The organism is Sphingobacterium phlebotomi (genome assembly GCF_008180195.1).
Taxonomy (GTDB): Bacteria; Bacteroidota; Bacteroidia; order Sphingobacteriales; family Sphingobacteriaceae; genus Sphingobacterium; species Sphingobacterium phlebotomi.
Genome location: NZ_VTAV01000010.1, coordinates 125,658 through 141,526, shown reverse-complemented (window position 1 = coordinate 141,526; position 15,869 = coordinate 125,658). Strand labels below are relative to the sequence as shown.

Sequence of the window (15,869 nt, the reverse complement as noted above, 5' to 3'; positions counted from 1 at the left end):
TGTATTCAACGACCAACCTAATTTTGAACATTCTTCACGTTATCTATGACAACCGTTTCTCCGCATTCCACGTCAATCGGGGAACCATCGCCGATATAAAAAATATCGCGAAAGCTGGCCTCCACAATTCCTTGTGCAAGCACAGGCGAGTACGTCACCATATTTCGCACCATCAGCCCTTTAATATTATGGGTATGTTCCACGACTAACCCTTGTTTTGAGGCCGGATTAATCGTCATATTTTCGATAAAGACGTTGCGGATGTTCAAGTTTCCTATAGGCATGATCCGAATTGCCCTATGCGATATGGAATAGAAGTCTTGCCAATTCTGCAAATAAATATTGGCGATATCATCCTGCGCCCCGGCATAGACAGCGCCACTCACCACATTAACATTCTCCTTCCCGGCCGGAACGCCCGTATCCGTCAAGCCAATATTGATAAAGTCATCTCCACTCCGACCTTTGCAACGATCTATGATGATGTTCCGACAACCAAACCGCACGCCCAGTCCGTCCTGATTTAACACGGTGCGATCCATTCCATCAATATTTACAGCCTGTCGCACGTCAAAAGTAATATCGCGAACCAAACCATTTCTTGCCCGTTCTAAAACAATACCATGCGCATGATAGTCTTTCAGCTTAATTCCAGTAATTTCAAAACCATCAACGTGCGCCAGGATGATCCCGTGATTTCGCCAACCGCCTTTTTGATTTTCGCCGGGTTTTCCGGCATCACTGCCGTAGGACTGCGAAAAACCTTTTCCTGGATTTAAGGACAATCGCTTATTGTGATCCCCGGTTGAACGTGGATTGTCGGCACCTTCCAGCACTACATTCCCTTTGCCCACAATGCGGATATTACGAAGCGGTTTGATATCGCTGATTCCTAAGCCGGCATTCGCAGAACGGATAAAATTATCCCTAGAGTAATCAGACAGTTTAATTGTACAATTGTTGAGCTCCAGTTCCAAATCGGAGGGAAGTAAAATCGCTTCGTCGATACGCCACACAGTTGTCTCTTCTACCACATCGTATCGCGGAATCATCACCTTACCTGTCGTTTTCACCGCCTCGTCAATGGCTTGCTGTATCCGCTCAATCTGACTACCTTGGGGGTAATGATTGGGTGTTAGGTAGGCTTCTTGAGAAAAAACCGCTAGCCAAGTCACAAGCGACAAAAACACCGCTACTACGTATTTTCTAGTTACATTCATATTCTTGTTTTAGGGATTTTACTCGATTGTTTCGTCACGTTATTGCACATTTACTTCACTTAAGCGAAGCCAACCTTCATCGGTCATATTTTCTTTCGCCGCAATATGAATACCAATCTCGTTATTCTTGGTCACGTCGACAATACCAATCGCCCAATAGTAGTCACCGGGGCCTACGTTGGTAAGCGTGGTGGAAAAAGTATATCCTTTGGGATAACCTTTGATCCACTCCGAGAGCATTGGAGCGTTATCAACCATGATGGTCTGAGGCAATAGATCATTCTTATCCAACAGGGCAAAAGCCACCTTATATTTATCGTTCCACTGCGGGATATTTGTTGGACAATAGCCCCAACCTAGATTGTGCCAACGATGACCGATACGAAAGCTCGCGCCAGCGGGAACTCTTTCTGGAAGGGATATCCGATCGGGGTACAGGCGATAGCCTCCTTCAGCGATAAACTGCTCAACCAAATAAAAAGCCTCATTGAACCAAGAAAACGTTTCGCCGTTAACGATGTCACGACTGTAGCGAAGGTCCAACATATTGGCCGCTGCCCCTTTAGCCTCATCAAATTCACCCCGACGCACATCCGCATAACTGCTATAGCCGTCACCTGAAATCGACCCACCATGCGAATTTTTCACCCAACCGCCTTCGGCCACAATAGGGCGTTGATAATTATACCTGCGCGCAAAATTTTGTTCCCAAGCCTTGTAGTAACTTTTCATACCAAAAGCATCATGACGTAGGGAGAATCCCTTTTCAATTGCACTTTCCAGCATACGCTGTGCAATTGGGAAATCCCGGTCGTCGCTCCAATCACCGCGTGCTAATATCGTGCGGTGATAATTCACGATAACGGGCACACGTTTAAAGGCACTCGCATAAAGACTCGTTACCCAGTCAAACACATCTTCCCGCGGCGTGGCATCATCCGTTGCGTAACGCAGACTATGCGACTCGCCCCATTTTCCTAAACCGGTTCCACTGATAAACTGTACCATATCAGGATCATCATAACGTTCCGCAAAAGTATTTATAAAGTCTGCATAGCGTTTTTGAAAAACCGCATTGTCCGGGTAGGGAGACCACACATGACTGGCGGTACCTGTGGTCGTTTCGTACCCTTCGATGCCTGGGGAATCCATGACATACTGGGGCGTGAAGTTGTAGTGTTTATCCCGGCTATCCACGATAAAGGAAAATGCCAACTTTAAGTTTCGCTCCAGCGCGCCCGACACCAGATCCTTGAATCGTTGAGCCGGTTTCGTATTCAAATCCTCATCCCATACATACCTGCCTTCCTCGGGATTAAAATCAGACCAAGCACCACGAATAAAAAGCGTCGTTGCATAATCCGAAACCTTTATACGACCTTTTGTCGACTGAAAATTATCATAGTCCTCCCAGAAAGTATCGGATAAGCCATCACCTAAACCTGCATATATTACCCAACCGTTCATGGGATTTCGCAATAAGGTCCTTCGTTCCGGCAGGACATTCACCGAAATATTACCCGATATATCTATATCTTCGTATGGTTCACCCCAAACGCTTTCACTATCACTACAGGCCGTGAGACCACACACGAGCAACAATCCCAGCACCATCGAAAGTATTTTATTATTTATCGTATTCATAATTATTCTCCTTATGTTATTATAAACTATATCCCGATCAACCTATTTCGTATCAAAAACCACCGTTAGATTTTCCACATCGACGACTACGAAATTCGTTCCTGATGGGATATTAAAGAAAGCATAGCGGTTATCCCCTTGTCCTTCGACTAGCGTTTGCGGTGTATTCGAATCCACGGTAAAATAACCATTGCTCACGTTCCGCTGTGCCGGCGCTGTAGAACCAAACGCATAAACATTGTTATGAATATTGGATACCGAGAAACGCAGCGATCCGGTTTGACTTTCGCCAGTACGTTCATCGGAGATTGTAGTCCTCGGCAAAGCAGCGCCATTATACACGAAGATATTCGGGTTTGCCATACTTTGGGTCATTTTGAAATCATCGTGGAAGCCACTGAAACCATTGCCATCTCCACTCCAGCTATTAAATCCACCATACATCCAAAGTTCTGTTATCGGTGCAGTATACGGATTTTGTCCGATGACCGTGTTGTTCCACGAAACCACTTTGGGTTGGAGATCAGTTTCCGGAGAGTAAATGGTAACATCTTTATTCTGTATATTGACAACAATACGATACACCCCTGCCGAGGCAATCTCCCAGTGGTTAGCTGCTTGTGCGCTGCCCGTTTCTGCTTGTCCAAAACCGATCGTCACACCATCTGAGATCGCTTGCACGCCACCCGATTCAGGAACAATGGAGAGCATTCGTTCGCCTTCAAACTCTATAGGAAGATAGAGTGTACCCGCTTTCAGTTCCCCCCTAAACGCATACACATTTTCGTCTTCTAATGCTCGATTTATTTCCATTTCTCCATCCACAGCCGTGCCCGAAATAAATAGCGCATCCAAATCCAGCACATCACCGGCAGGCACAATGCTAAGCTGCTTTGTTGATAAATTAATCGTCACCCGATATTCATTTTCCTCTGTGATCTGCCAAGCTCCCGCTTCCGTTAATTCCACCACCTGTATATCGGCCGGTGAAGTCGTTACCTGCCCACCGTCTTCCAACGGAGCAACTGCGTTTTCCATTACATCGAGGCCATAAATAATCGGGAAAAAGATGGTTCCTGCAGACAAATTTCCTGTGTACATAAAGAGATTGCTATTCCCCGAAGCAGCAGTCATCTCGATATCCTCCTCTCCCACAGCTGTTCCACGCATAAACAACTGATCCGCCAAGAAAGGTTTCGGACCGAAGGTTTTAATCTTAATTTGCACCGTCGCTACTTCAGGGATAATCACCCGCGGTCCTTCCGTATTCGAGGTGATCCGCACATTTAGTGTACTTGTAGCACCGGTAGGGCGTTCCCAATAATCGACCAGCAGCTCTTGTAGTTCTTCATGCGTAAAGCTCTTCGATGTTTCATCTTGCGCCACATATTCAATAATTGCCCCCTTATCACTCCCACTCGATGGCTCCATTTCCAGATAATAGGACGTACTATACGCAAACCCCAAATCTGCAGCAGCCGACCAATTCAGGGTCAATGCGACATCACCAGACGTAGTTTCGTCCAGTAGCACCTCATCAGTGGACGCCTCGATTGCCAAGGTATAATCGTGACGAGAGTAAGCATCGTCAATATCTAATCTTTCGCAAGCCACCAAGCCGATCCCCACCATGAGCATCACCAGAAGCTTAGCATTCTCCGTTATTCTATTTATTTTCATATTCATAAGGTTTATAGAATTTGTTAGCATATTTATTCTAATATCCCGGGTTATTATCCGTTCTTAGATTTGGTGATATTTCCAGTTCAGGTGTAGGTAGCGGCCATAGATACTGACGTTCATCCCATACACGTTGCGACAATACCGAAATCAATCCTGCATTTTCCATTTGAGAGAAATCAGCGATACCATCTTCATCAATTTGAGGCGTATATGCCCAAAACCAATGTCCTTTGGAAGTTACCTGACTAATAAGATCTGCTGCAGGATAAAGAATACCATAGTTCTTCGTATTCAACGCCTTTGTAGCCAAACGCCAACGAATTAGATCCATATAGCGCAAACCTTCATTTGCTAGTTCCACCCGCCGTTCCAACCGGACTTCTTTGCGCAAGGCTGTTTGGTCCATGCTCGTAATGGCCGGATATTGGTCTGTCGCCGTCAAAGGAACGCCATATCCTCGTGCACGAACCGCATTCATCGCGTCCAATACTGATTGGTCAATTTGATTCAGTTCAATCTTCGCCTCGGCATACATCAATAACACATCCGCATAACGCATCATCACATAATCACGTTCCACGGTACGGCCATTTTGGATCCATAGTTCGTTGATACCTTTTTTCCAGTTCAATGCGTTATACGAGGCATACTGATTGATGGCTCGATTGTCCTGATTCGCCTGCATGGTGCCCGTATTATAATTCATCACCTGTGTCACTTCCGGATGCGGGTTATAATCAAACCCAACATGAACCGTCCCGAACTCTACGATAGTCTTTGCACAACGCGGATCCCTATTCGCGAAAGGATTATGTGGATCAAACAATGGCGACTCATCTATAGGCAAGCCGTCCGTACAGAGGAAAGCCGCCATCAGATCCCAGGAAGGGCAAGACGATCCATAGCCTCCAGGGTTACGCGTGAGTTCGTTGTTTACAACCCATTGATCCAGCACAACGCCGCTGGCAATGGAACGCGGAAAAGCAAATATTTTTTCCGAAGTATTCGATTTCGTATCCGCCAAAAATAAGTTCCCAAAATCTGGATGTAAATCATACACCCCTAGATCGATACAAGCTTTCGCCGCCGTTGCAGCCACCTCCCAGTCGCCCATATACAGCGCAAACCTGGCTTTCATGGCATAAGCCGCTCCCTTCGTAAAATGCACCGCACTGTTTGGATAGGACTCTGGTAAAACAGCTGCTGCTCGATCAAAATCCTCGTAGACCAACGGGATGACCTCATCTTTAGGTGTACGCGTTTTCTCAAAAGCCTCTTCCAATGTAGGCGACTGATCGTAATACACTACATCACCGAAATAGCAGATCAAGTCTGCGTATTTACAAGCCCGAGCGAAATAGGCTTCTGCCTTATATGTCTCTATTTTTTCAGGACTAACGTTGCCTGCAGCGGCTTCGTCAATTCTCTCTAATAGCGCATTGGCACGGGCTATCAATTTATAACTCTGTTCCCAAAGACGGTACACCTCCCACTGACCACCGTTTAGCGTTCCGTAGAGAATATCCACGCGGTGCGTATTTCTATACGAAAAATTATCCGTCCACTGGTCTGAGTTTTCCAACGGTTGATTCCAATAGCCGAGAATATAAAATTCATTTACGGCCATATCCAATTCTGTTTCGGTTGAATACCAGGTTTCGCTACTTCCTTCCGAAAGTGGTGCTAAATCCATGTCCTGACAGGCTTGCAGCATCAGCAACAATCCTAGTGCATATATTTTTACTATGTATTTCATATTTATATTGTTTAGAAATCAAGGGAAACCCCCATTAACACGGTTGTCGTAATCGGGTAATCACTAACCCCCATCTCCGGATCCCAGCCCGAAGGATATTTATTCCAGGTAAACAAATCACTTGCACTTGCGTAAACCTGCAAGTTGTGCACCTTGAATCGCTCTGTAACAGTCTTCGGTACGGTATAACCCAGTGTAATATTTTTCAAACGGAAATAACGTCCGTTGAATAACCAATAATCCGACATCGCCATATTCGCTTCCACATTAGCGCGTGTCAAGCGAGGATAGGCCGCTGCTGCATTCTCTTCTGGTGTGTTAAACGGACTCCAATAATTCCCATCAATAATCGCTGGAATATTACCAAAATTTGCCCGCAGTGGCTCAACCATCTGGCGCTCCAAGCGCACGCTTTGTTTGCCAATGCCTTGAAAAGTCATCGCGAGATTAAAGTTCTTATACCCAGCATACAGTCTTCCCCCATATTGGTAACGAGGCAATGAATTCCCCAGAGGCACCCGATCATATTCCGCCGATATAATACCATCCGGCACCCCTTCTGGACCTGAAATATCCAAGTATTTGATATCGCCCACTTTTATTTGATTATTCAATTTCGGCGAGTTCGCTACCTCTTCTTCCGTCAGGAAAAGTCCGTCACTTTTATAACCATACCATTCATTAAAGTAAACCCCGGCCTCTTTCAGTTTATTTCCACTGATGACCCGCGTATCTTTCATATCATCCAGTTTCGATAAGAAGTCGGATAAATTAGCCGTCACGCCATAGCTCCAATCCCCCTTTTGGTCGCGCCAGCCGAGTTCCAAATCAAAGCCTTTGGTGGACATTTCGCCAGCATTCATCTCTGAAATACCTTGCCCCACAGAAGCCGGAATATCAATATTCAGCAACATACCCTGCGTTTGCTTCCAGTAGTAATCTGCCGTAACGGTCAACCGGTTATCCAAAAATGCCACGTCAAGACCAATATCAGTCGATTGCGATTTCTCCCAAGAAATATCCGACACCGCCAAGGTACGTTGTGCCGCTGTGGTATTGGCTACAGTCGCTCCGTTTTCATAAAATAGAGCGTTACCAAATGCCAGTAAAGACATATACGGATAGTAACTACCGATGCGCTCATTACCAAGAGCGCCCCAAGATCCGCGCAATTTCAAAAAAGACAACCAATTGATGTCCACGTTCTTCAAAAAAGATTCTTCACTAATGACCCAACCTGCAGAAAATGAAGGAAAAGTTCCCCAGCGATGATCCTTATGGAAGCGTGAAGAACCATCCCGACGCGCATTCACTTGCAAAAGGTATCTATCCCCATAACTATAAATCAGTCGACCGAAGTAAGAATTGTAGGCATACGCTTCGGCATCACCGCTATTTCCGCGATAGTCTAAAGGGCCAACATTCAGATAAGGATATTGATCCAACACATACTGGTCCCTTGAAGCACCTAAATTTTCCCATTTCTGATAGTAATTTTCATACCCTACCATCGCCGTTAGGTCGTGTTTACCAAATGATTTCATGTAGTTTGCGATCAGCTGCGAGGTGATGTTATAATCATCATTGCGTTCTTCGCTCAGGCTGGTAGTGCTATAGGGATTCGCATTATCTTCCAGCCAACCACCGAAAGCACTCGGATCCGTTGCCAAGGTATATGAGGCTGCCTTGCGAAACGCTTTACTTTTCGCATAATTGATATAAGGTGAAACAATGGCCGATACCTTAAATCCGTCAAAAGGTTTGATATCAATCACGCCGCGACCGCGAAATTGTGTGCTTCGGGAATCGCGATCACCTCCCAAATGCAGCAATCCATAGGGATTTCCACCTGACTTTCCTTCGGCGATACGACCATCATCCCAAGTTGCCGCATAGATAGCCGGCATCTGTCGTAGCAAGGATAGTGGCGTGTAGTGCGGTGTATGATTTCGCGCATTCCGCACATTCAAATCCAGCGTTGCACTGATCATATCATTAATGGTAAAATCATTATTTACCCGAAGCATCACACGTCTGAAAAATCGCTTCTCGTAAAGACCGTCGACAGCGTCATAAGCCAATGTCGCTTTACTGCGCACTTTATCATTTCCTCCCGATACACCAATAGTATGTGTCTGTCTTGGAGCATAGTCTTCTAAAATCAGCCCTCGCCAATCGGTAAGCGGATAATTATTAGGATCTGTTATATTGTTGTTAATCCAATTTTTCACTTGATCGGCGCTATAGTCCTGATAGAATCCACCAACCTGATTGTCATTATAGCGCAGTTCGTTTGACATTTCAAGATATCGCGTAACACCAACCATCTCCGGCTGCAGGGTAGGAATTTCTGCACCAAACTCACCGGAATAGGTTAGATTTAGATTCGTTCGGCTACCTCGTTTGGTGGTAATTAAAATAACCCCTGCTGCTGCACGAGAGCCGTAAATAGCCGAAGATGCCGCGTCTTTTAATACAGAAACACTTTCCACATCGTTAGGATTCACGTGATCAATATCTCCCGGGATACCATCAATAATCACCAAGGGCGCCGAGTTTCCAATCGTTGTCACCCCGCGAATATGCATGCTGCCCGCCGATGAACCCGGCGCATTATTACTACGACGAACCATCAAACCCGGTATAGCCCCCTGCAAGGAAGACGATAAGTTTGTCGTTTTACGTTCCGCCAAATCGGCTCCTTTCGCTGTGCTCACCGCTCCGGTTAAGTCTTTCTTACGTACCTCACCGTAACCAACAACAACGACCTCATCCAATGCGGAGGCCTCTTCTACTAATGAAACATCGACCGTAGTCTGCGCAGCAACCCGGATACGCTGAGCCAGATAGCCAATCGCCGTAAAGACCAATTCGTCTGTAGATTTGACTTTAATGCTGTACCTCCCTTGTTCATCGGTTACGGTAGCTATATCCGTTCCCGCCACCACAACACTCACCCCTTGAAACGGTCCCTCACTATTCGAAACCGTTCCACGTACCTCCGCCCCCTGTTGTGCAAAAGCCCATATAGAGCAGAGCACACCCAGTAGGGTTACAAGTATTCTGTTTTTTATCATAATGGATTACTAATTAATGTTTATATTGATTAACTTGATTTTTAAATTATTGTACTTCAACATCCTGTAATTTTAACCATCCCTCACTGGTTAATACACCATCAACAGCAAGTTGAATCGCCGGTTGATCTGCTTTCGTACGATCGACAATAGCCAATCCCCAGCTGTATCGCCCTTTAGACACGTTAAGCTGCGCCTTATAATCGTATATTACCGAAACGCCTTGGCGCCAATCCGATGGTTCACAGTTGTCATCTACAAATACCTGCTTAGCCAAACCATTCTCATCCAATAACGCAAAAGCCACCTTATATTTATAATTCCATTGCGGAATATTATTTGGGAAGTAACCCCAGCCTTTATTTTGCCAGCGATGTGAGATATGAACCAGTCCTTTATTATTTATCACTTTGGGCAAGACAATTTCTTCCGGATAGAGCCTATAACCGCCCTCAGCAGTAAACTGCTTGACCAACGGAAAAGCATATTCAAACCATGAATCCGTATCTCCCGCTCTAAAATCCATCATATTCACATGCGCAGCAGCGGCGATATCAAACTCTCCTTGCCGAACATCCTCTGGATGCCCTTGACGATATCTCTTGCTGGGATCAATCCAATACCGGTGCTGTCCGGCGGTAATCCAGCCCCCCTCCATAATAATAGGCCGTTTGTACCTCCATTTGGCGGCAAAGTCTTCCTCCCAACCAGCGTAGTATTCAGTCATTCCAAAAGCATCTTGCCGCAATCCGTAACCTTTTGCAATGGCTTTCTCCAACAATTCTTCACTTTTCGGATTTGGATCTCCCCAGCTCTGCGGATGCCCAACCAAGCGATGATAATTGATAATTAGCGGAACCTTTGTAAAATACTTTGTGTACACATCAGTCACCCAACCAAAAACCTCTTCCTTCCATTGTTGCACTTCCTCTTCGGTAGCTTCTCCTGTTTCCGCATATACCACATTATGCGCTTCTCCCCACTTTCCTAAACCATATGCATCAATAAACGCGACTCTCTCCGGATCGTTGAAATCTTTCGCGAATGCTTTGATAAACCGCTCATAATATCGTTGAAAAATAGGGTCTTGAGGCAGTGGTGTCAAACGATTCGGATGCTTATCATTTTCCATATAATAGCGCGCACCGGCATCGAACACGAACTTTGGCGTATTCATTCCCTGGTCGCGTCCGTCGACTACAATTCGGAAAGCAATTGGAACTCCTCGTTTCATTGCACCTTGAATCAACCGACCTATTTGCGTTGTTGTATCCCGCCAAGTATATATTCCTTCCTTAGGGTTCAACGATGACCAGCTGGTTCTCACATAACAAGCAGAAGCGTAATCAATTACTTTAACAAATTTTTGAAGTTCATCTACATAGTATTCCTTGTCCCAATAGGTAGGTTCTGCCGTACGGCCAGCGTACATCACCCAACCATTCAAAGGGTTTCTGAGCACCGACGTCGAATCGTAAGTTAGCGATATGGGTATACGGCCGTCAACCGTACGAGTGGCTATAGGTTCTAGTTCAAAAAGACGCTCCTCTGCCGATTGACCGAAAAGAAAACTGCTGTAAACAATTATTATCAGTGGTAATAGTACTTTCATTGATTCCTCATTTTTTAGATACCGGCCCTTAGACTAACCTTCCTTAAATTAGTCTGGTCTGGTGTGGTCTATAACTATAAAGCAAACATAAAGCAATAAAAATAAAATACCAAATATTTTTTCTAAAATCTATATACACCTTTCAAAAATTGGGGAGCGAGCAATAAAAGTGGTCTCGGCAGGAAGATTTTAACAGAAACTGACGACAATTCCGTCGGCAACCCGGACGGAAGTATCGCTTCGGCGGACGGAAGTACCCTATCGATGAGCAGGAGCGTAACGTCGTCGTCCGCCGAAATCACTTCGTTGCCCAACCCGATGAAACTTCCGGCCATCTTTTTCACGTCGGCATATGGATCAACAAATCCCTTGCCCAAGACAAACATCTTGTCGTATGCCGAAATCACTTTGCTGCACAGAAGTTTATTTTCGTTGGGCAAGGCAATTACCTAGAAGGACGGAAGATTGGTTATGGAAGGCAACAGTATCACCTCGGCACACGGAAGTGCGGCTTCCCCGCATGGAGATATGAACAAGATGGTCATCTTCACCGTGTCGGCGTATGCCGAAATCCGTTTCCCGTACAAAAGAACCGCATCCTTGCCCGGCACACCAACAAAGTAGTACGCCGTCAAGACGCCGGCGTACGGAAAAACAAAGGGGAAGCACGATGATCGATGTACCTCCCCTTGCGCCAATCAGATGCACAAAGTCTCTATGATGTCAACGCTTGCCTTTGCGCTTGCTTTCCTCGAAAGCACCTCCCAGATCATCTTCGGTATAGAAATGCCGCGTCCCCATAATCCGCGGCGCCAAGATACCGCGGTCTACCCAACGGGTATAGGTACTATCTTTAATGTTCAGCTTATGCATCACTTCCTTTCGGGTTAGCAACGTGTGCATTTCGTCCGGTTTCGGAGCAGCCGTACAGTTTTGCGGTAACTCCACATCAATATATAAATGGGAGCCCGCGCAGACGGTTTCCGTCCAGCAGGTTCTCCCTGTTATGTTACGCTAAACCAGTCCCATTCCCGGCAACACGATTTCACAATTTCCAGCCTCTCTCATGATGCTTATTGCCAACGCACTTACTTGCGCCAATGAATATGCCCTTCCTTTAGATGCCCGCTTTAGAATCCGCTGTACGTCAGCGGGGGCGCTAGTTAATTTTCTTTCTTTCATTTTTTCTTTTTTTGGATCCCGATGTCACCCGGTCAATTCCAACATTGGCCGACCATTCGCTAAAAGTCTTTCTGATTTCCTGTTGTTCCATGTCACCCCTGTCACTTGACGGGTATCTATGCTTCTATTTTTTTTGTAAAACATCTACATCACCAAATCATGAAAAAAGGCCTACACGTCAACTTCCTTGCTCACTTTGGCCAAGCGATTACCGATCAAGCGTCCGAGCAGCCAAAACCTTCGCTCAACATCCGACACGCAGACAAGCAGTACTATACCAAAGAAGAAAATTGGGCCATTGCACAAGAATTTGATGGCAAACATGGTTATCTCTTTGGTTATGATCTATGGCTCGAGCAGGTTGTCACTATTCCTGTCCGTGTCGATATCGGGGATTTGTATGTGGTCTATGTCGTCGAGGGAAACGACGACATTCTGATCCGGGATGCTGGGGCTGATCTTGTTTGCACCCTTGCTCAAAGCCGCGCCCGTTATCTGTATGTGCCTCCCGGCGATTATCACGTTGAACTTTCTCGGGGGCAACATCAAATCTTTGGGTTTTACTTCGATGGCGGTATCTTTCGCGATGGCAATGAGCGCAGCTTTCGTTTTTTACATGAGGTGATCGATGGCTATCGCAATAACGCGAAAAGCCTGATCCACAGCATCGATTTTCTCATTGGGCCGAAAACCCGGCTCCATATTACCCATCTCTGTAAAAATTTAACGAAAGGCGATTTCAATAACGAGACTTTCATTTTTGATGAACTGAGCCGGCTGGTACAGCTTTCCAGACTGAAGGTCCACGAGGAGTACGAACAGATAAACCCAGTACAACATCTGGCCGATAATGCCATTGAGCTGGTTAAAGCCTATGTGCATACCCACGGGCAGGCCTTCAGTATCCAGCACGTAGCCGACGATCTGGGCGTGACTGCTGCTCATCTATGTCGTGTATTTAAAGACGAGAAGCTTCTTTCTCCCAGAAGTTATAAAGATCGCTTTCTGCTTGTGCGTTGCAAAAAAGAGCTTCTCTACTATCAGCAATTGGGCGATGTTGCCGAGCGTTGCCAATTTTCCAGCGTCGCATCATTCAGCCGGTTCTTTAAAAAGCACACCGGGCAAACGCCGGGTGCATACAAGGATGAGTTATATCGCTTACACTATCGTGTTTCGCTATAAATGCATCAGGATGTTGATCAATTTTCCAAATGGATCTCTCACATAAAACCGACGCACGCCCCACGGCTCATCGACCAGACCATATTCGATTTCGTATCCATGTTCTTTCATTCGCGCATAAGCTTCCTCGATATCATCCACTTCGATGGATAGGTCGGGTACGGCAGTTCCTGATCCACCTTCGGTTGCAACAGCTATCTGCACACGCATGGTTTCCGTATTGCCATAGCTCGTTATCCAACCATGATCCATCAAGATACACCTCTCCGTAAAAATGTTGTGCAGCATCAATTTGTTGTGTGCTGATATTAGCGACTATTCTTTTTACTTCCATAGTACCTGATTGCTTTGGCATGCTCCTTCAATAGGTCTTTGCAATTTACAAATCAAAAATGGATAATTCAAGATATCAAAAACGGACAAACACCTGCACTGCATTCTGTATTAGTTTTGCTTTGTAAGTATCACAGATTGATGAAGTAAACATGAAAACAAAACAGTACAGACGAAAATTTGCGGTGTTCACGATCAGGGCCATGCCCTTAGCAGACGCTGACTGGCCGGCCCCAGAAAATAAAAAGTACTCGTAAGCGCTTCGCGAGGATAAATAAAGATATGCAAGTAAAAACAAGATATCACCGTTGATATGAGTACAAAACAAATAGTGAAGACCCCGTCACTCTTCACTCTAATCTTAGCTTTCTTGGCAATCGGGATGAGTGCCAATGCGAGCGTGATGGACAAGAAAAAAGGTAAGAATAAGGGAAATACGGAAGAAGCGGTTGAACCTGCAGCAACGCTCGTCTTCTCAGCCTGGTATTTCAACGGTTCGGTAAGTAATGACCCTACCGATCCAGACAACTACACCTCAACGCCACCTTCAACACCTTGCGATCAGCTTCCGGAACAGATATGTGAGATTTCAGCTCCCGCAAGTGGAGGCAAACCTGATATGGCTGCCCCTGTCCCAGGCACATCTGGACAAACCGTTTTATCTCAGATTCAAGATGCACACGACTCATTAAATAACGAGGATCGTGAGCCAACTTTGAATGAAACCGTGCAAGCGTTTAGATCGCTATAGTGCTGTCAATCAGAAGGAGCTGGCCGTTTGCCAGCTCCTTTTAAATTGGGTTTTGTTCGTACGCTTGCTGCTCAATTACCGCCAAAGGTATAGGATATGTATACTGGACATCATTGGGTCGCAGTTCATATGTTTCTATATTTCCATCAAACTCTATTTCCCTCGTTAAAACCTTTGCAAATCGCGAATCTTTGTTCAAGCGCCTAAGATCACTCCAACGAAGTCCTCTCTTCAACAACTGTTTTCTCCTTTCGAGCAGTACAATCTCTAATAAAGTATTACGGTCATTTTGTAGGATAGGGACATATTCATTTCGCTGCCATCGTTTTTCAAGTAGTGTATTAAGCGCCAACGATGCCTTATCTACGTCTCCTACCCTTGCTTCGCATTCTGCACTTATCAAGTATAGTTCATCCGTGCAGATACCTGAAAAATAGGAAGCAACCCTTCCGCCGTAATTTCCTTTAAAAACAACGTCGCCATTCGCTGATTTATTAAAAAACAATTGCTTTCTACGGTCTTTTCATCGTAAGAAGCGTATAAATCATCCGGGATAAGCGCACGGGACGCGACCAATAGTAAACCTTGGGTTGTATAAGCATTGTAGATAACTTCATCATGAAATACACCAAACGGAAAATTACTGGAAGCGTCCAAATCATTATAATCCAACAGGTCGTTCTTAATAGCTAAGGCACTTTCTGCCGCATTCTTAGCATCATCGTAGCGCCCCATAATGAGGTAGGTCCGTGCCAGGGCACCATATGCCGCTGCTTTCGACGGACGTGTTGGCAAGGCAACGCTTTCGGGTAGCGCTTCCGTCGCTGTTTTAAAATCGCTGACTATCAGATCGTATGTTTCCTGCACCGACGATCTTGCATATATCGTGTTAAAATCCGAAACGACCCGTAAAGGCAAACCCAAATCATGCGAGCTTGTTGTTTCATCATACGTATTACAATATAGCTGAGCTAATGCCAAATACGCGTAAGCCCTAACAAAAAGAGCCTCGCCCCGGATAATGTTTTTCTCGGCATCCCTACCTTCCACACCTCGGTCCAGAGCTTCAAAAATAACATTGCTCATCATAATAACCCTGTAAGGTAGATTCCAACTTGCTATTTCGCTTCTTAATATACTCTGTTGCCATGAATATATAAGTTGTTCTGCCTGTGGCCTCGCTTTTAATACCTCAGGCCGCACGTAGATATCATCCGTCCCCATTTCTAGTAAGGATGGAGCGAACATATTTATCTGTGCTTCGTTATCCAGCATTGCCCTAAGATCCTTTAACGTTTCAGGCAAAGCAAATGCACTACTCGCTTTCTTTTCCAAAAACTCAGTACACGAAAAAAATACACTGGTACAAACAATCCATAATAAGACCCGTGAACAACGGAAAAAACATATAAACTTCATAATTACCTTT

General features: G+C 45.4%; 15 protein-coding genes. 3 read left to right on the top strand and 12 right to left on the bottom strand.

Going from position 1 to position 15,869, the window contains the following annotated elements:
* Positions 1-17: 17 nt before the first annotated feature.
* The 7 genes from FXV77_RS14395 to FXV77_RS14365 all read right to left on the bottom strand — a co-directional run bounded on the left by FXV77_RS14395 (position 18) and on the right by FXV77_RS14365 (position 11,399).
* Positions 18-1,220, bottom strand: a complete 1,203-nt coding sequence (locus tag FXV77_RS14395) for a glycoside hydrolase family protein (RefSeq protein WP_148919926.1) — start codon at positions 1,218-1,220, stop codon at positions 18-20.
* A gap of 39 nt (positions 1,221-1,259) precedes the next feature.
* Positions 1,260-2,864: a DUF4832 domain-containing protein gene (locus FXV77_RS14390; RefSeq protein ID WP_222867799.1), complete on the bottom strand. Its 1,605-nt coding sequence runs from the start codon at positions 2,862-2,864 to the stop codon at positions 1,260-1,262.
* Between the two features lie 42 nt (positions 2,865-2,906).
* Positions 2,907-4,544: a SusE domain-containing protein gene (locus FXV77_RS14385; protein WP_187444143.1), complete on the bottom strand. Its 1,638-nt coding sequence runs from the start codon at positions 4,542-4,544 to the stop codon at positions 2,907-2,909.
* Between the two features lie 37 nt (positions 4,545-4,581).
* Positions 4,582-6,303, bottom strand: a complete 1,722-nt coding sequence (locus FXV77_RS14380; protein WP_148919923.1) for a RagB/SusD family nutrient uptake outer membrane protein — start codon at positions 6,301-6,303, stop codon at positions 4,582-4,584.
* A gap of 11 nt (positions 6,304-6,314) precedes the next feature.
* The gene (locus FXV77_RS14375) at positions 6,315-9,380 is read right to left on the bottom strand and encodes a SusC/RagA family TonB-linked outer membrane protein (protein ID WP_148919922.1); all 3,066 of its coding nucleotides are present in this window, start codon (positions 9,378-9,380) and stop codon (positions 6,315-6,317) included.
* 46 nt (positions 9,381-9,426) lie between these two features.
* The gene (locus FXV77_RS14370) at positions 9,427-10,992 is read right to left on the bottom strand and encodes a DUF4832 domain-containing protein (protein WP_148919921.1); all 1,566 of its coding nucleotides are present in this window, start codon (positions 10,990-10,992) and stop codon (positions 9,427-9,429) included.
* A gap of 122 nt (positions 10,993-11,114) precedes the next feature.
* Entirely contained in the window at positions 11,115-11,399 is a 285-nt protein-coding gene (locus tag FXV77_RS14365) for a hypothetical protein (protein WP_148919920.1), read from the bottom strand.
* A gap of 64 nt (positions 11,400-11,463) precedes the next feature.
* Between FXV77_RS14365 and FXV77_RS22170 the strand changes: the two genes are divergently transcribed.
* Positions 11,464-11,616, top strand: a complete 153-nt coding sequence (locus FXV77_RS22170; RefSeq protein ID WP_187444141.1) for a hypothetical protein — start codon at positions 11,464-11,466, stop codon at positions 11,614-11,616.
* A 99-nt stretch (positions 11,617-11,715) separates the two neighbouring features.
* Here FXV77_RS22170 and FXV77_RS14360 read toward each other — a convergent pair whose 3' ends face one another.
* Together FXV77_RS14360 and FXV77_RS22165 are read right to left on the bottom strand one after the other, a co-directional pair.
* Positions 11,716-11,940: a helix-turn-helix domain-containing protein gene (locus FXV77_RS14360; RefSeq protein WP_148919919.1), complete on the bottom strand. Its 225-nt coding sequence runs from the start codon at positions 11,938-11,940 to the stop codon at positions 11,716-11,718.
* Positions 11,941-12,006: 66 nt separating this feature from the next.
* Positions 12,007-12,174, bottom strand: a complete 168-nt coding sequence (locus FXV77_RS22165; protein WP_187444140.1) for a hypothetical protein — start codon at positions 12,172-12,174, stop codon at positions 12,007-12,009.
* Between the two features lie 159 nt (positions 12,175-12,333).
* Between FXV77_RS22165 and FXV77_RS14355 the strand changes: the two genes are divergently transcribed.
* The gene (locus tag FXV77_RS14355) at positions 12,334-13,356 is read left to right on the top strand and encodes a helix-turn-helix transcriptional regulator (protein WP_148919918.1); all 1,023 of its coding nucleotides are present in this window, start codon (positions 12,334-12,336) and stop codon (positions 13,354-13,356) included.
* Here FXV77_RS14355 and FXV77_RS14350 read toward each other — a convergent pair.
* Positions 13,351-13,644: a VOC family protein gene (locus FXV77_RS14350; RefSeq protein ID WP_246162476.1), complete on the bottom strand. Its 294-nt coding sequence runs from the start codon at positions 13,642-13,644 to the stop codon at positions 13,351-13,353. The two genes, FXV77_RS14355 and FXV77_RS14350, sit on opposite strands and share 6 nt — an antisense overlap.
* 376 nt (positions 13,645-14,020) lie before the next feature.
* Here FXV77_RS14350 and FXV77_RS14345 point away from each other — a divergent pair, with 376 nt between their 5' ends.
* On the top strand, positions 14,021-14,440 hold the full coding sequence (locus FXV77_RS14345; protein WP_148919917.1) for a hypothetical protein: 420 nt from the start codon (positions 14,021-14,023) through the stop codon (positions 14,438-14,440).
* Positions 14,441-14,480: 40 nt separating this feature from the next.
* Here FXV77_RS14345 and FXV77_RS14340 read toward each other — a convergent pair whose 3' ends face one another.
* Positions 14,481-14,843 (bottom strand): RagB/SusD family nutrient uptake outer membrane protein, encoded by a 363-nt coding sequence (locus tag FXV77_RS14340; protein WP_187444139.1) that lies wholly within the window; start codon positions 14,841-14,843, stop codon positions 14,481-14,483.
* Positions 14,840-15,859 (bottom strand): RagB/SusD family nutrient uptake outer membrane protein, encoded by a 1,020-nt coding sequence (locus FXV77_RS14335; protein WP_148919915.1) that lies wholly within the window; start codon positions 15,857-15,859, stop codon positions 14,840-14,842. Before FXV77_RS14335 ends, FXV77_RS14340 begins: the two co-directional genes overlap by 4 nt.
* Positions 15,860-15,869 lie beyond the last annotated feature (10 nt).

What these genes read in the sequence shown, in the direction of transcription:
- FXV77_RS14395 (WP_148919926.1), bottom strand. Translation starts at nt 1,220, where the DNA reads ATGAATGTAACTAGAAAATACGTAGTAGCGGTGTTTTTGTCGCTTGTG.
- FXV77_RS14390 (WP_222867799.1), bottom strand. Translation starts at nt 2,864, where the DNA reads ATGAATACGATAAATAATAAAATACTTTCGATGGTGCTGGGATTGTTG.
- FXV77_RS14385 (WP_187444143.1), bottom strand. Translation starts at nt 4,544, where the DNA reads ATGAAAATAAATAGAATAACGGAGAATGCTAAGCTTCTGGTGATGCTC.
- FXV77_RS14380 (WP_148919923.1), bottom strand. Translation starts at nt 6,303, where the DNA reads ATGAAATACATAGTAAAAATATATGCACTAGGATTGTTGCTGATGCTG.
- FXV77_RS14375 (WP_148919922.1), bottom strand. Translation starts at nt 9,380, where the DNA reads ATGATAAAAAACAGAATACTTGTAACCCTACTGGGTGTGCTCTGCTCT.
- FXV77_RS14370 (WP_148919921.1), bottom strand. Translation starts at nt 10,992, where the DNA reads ATGAAAGTACTATTACCACTGATAATAATTGTTTACAGCAGTTTTCTT.
- FXV77_RS22170 (WP_187444141.1), top strand. Translation starts at nt 11,464, where the DNA reads ATGGAAGGCAACAGTATCACCTCGGCACACGGAAGTGCGGCTTCCCCG.
- FXV77_RS22165 (WP_187444140.1), bottom strand. Translation starts at nt 12,174, where the DNA reads ATGAAAGAAAGAAAATTAACTAGCGCCCCCGCTGACGTACAGCGGATT.
- FXV77_RS14355 (WP_148919918.1), top strand. Translation starts at nt 12,334, where the DNA reads ATGAAAAAAGGCCTACACGTCAACTTCCTTGCTCACTTTGGCCAAGCG.
- FXV77_RS14350 (WP_246162476.1), bottom strand. Translation starts at nt 13,644, where the DNA reads ATGCTGCACAACATTTTTACGGAGAGGTGTATCTTGATGGATCATGGT.
- FXV77_RS14335 (WP_148919915.1), bottom strand. Translation starts at nt 15,859, where the DNA reads ATGAAGTTTATATGTTTTTTCCGTTGTTCACGGGTCTTATTATGGATT.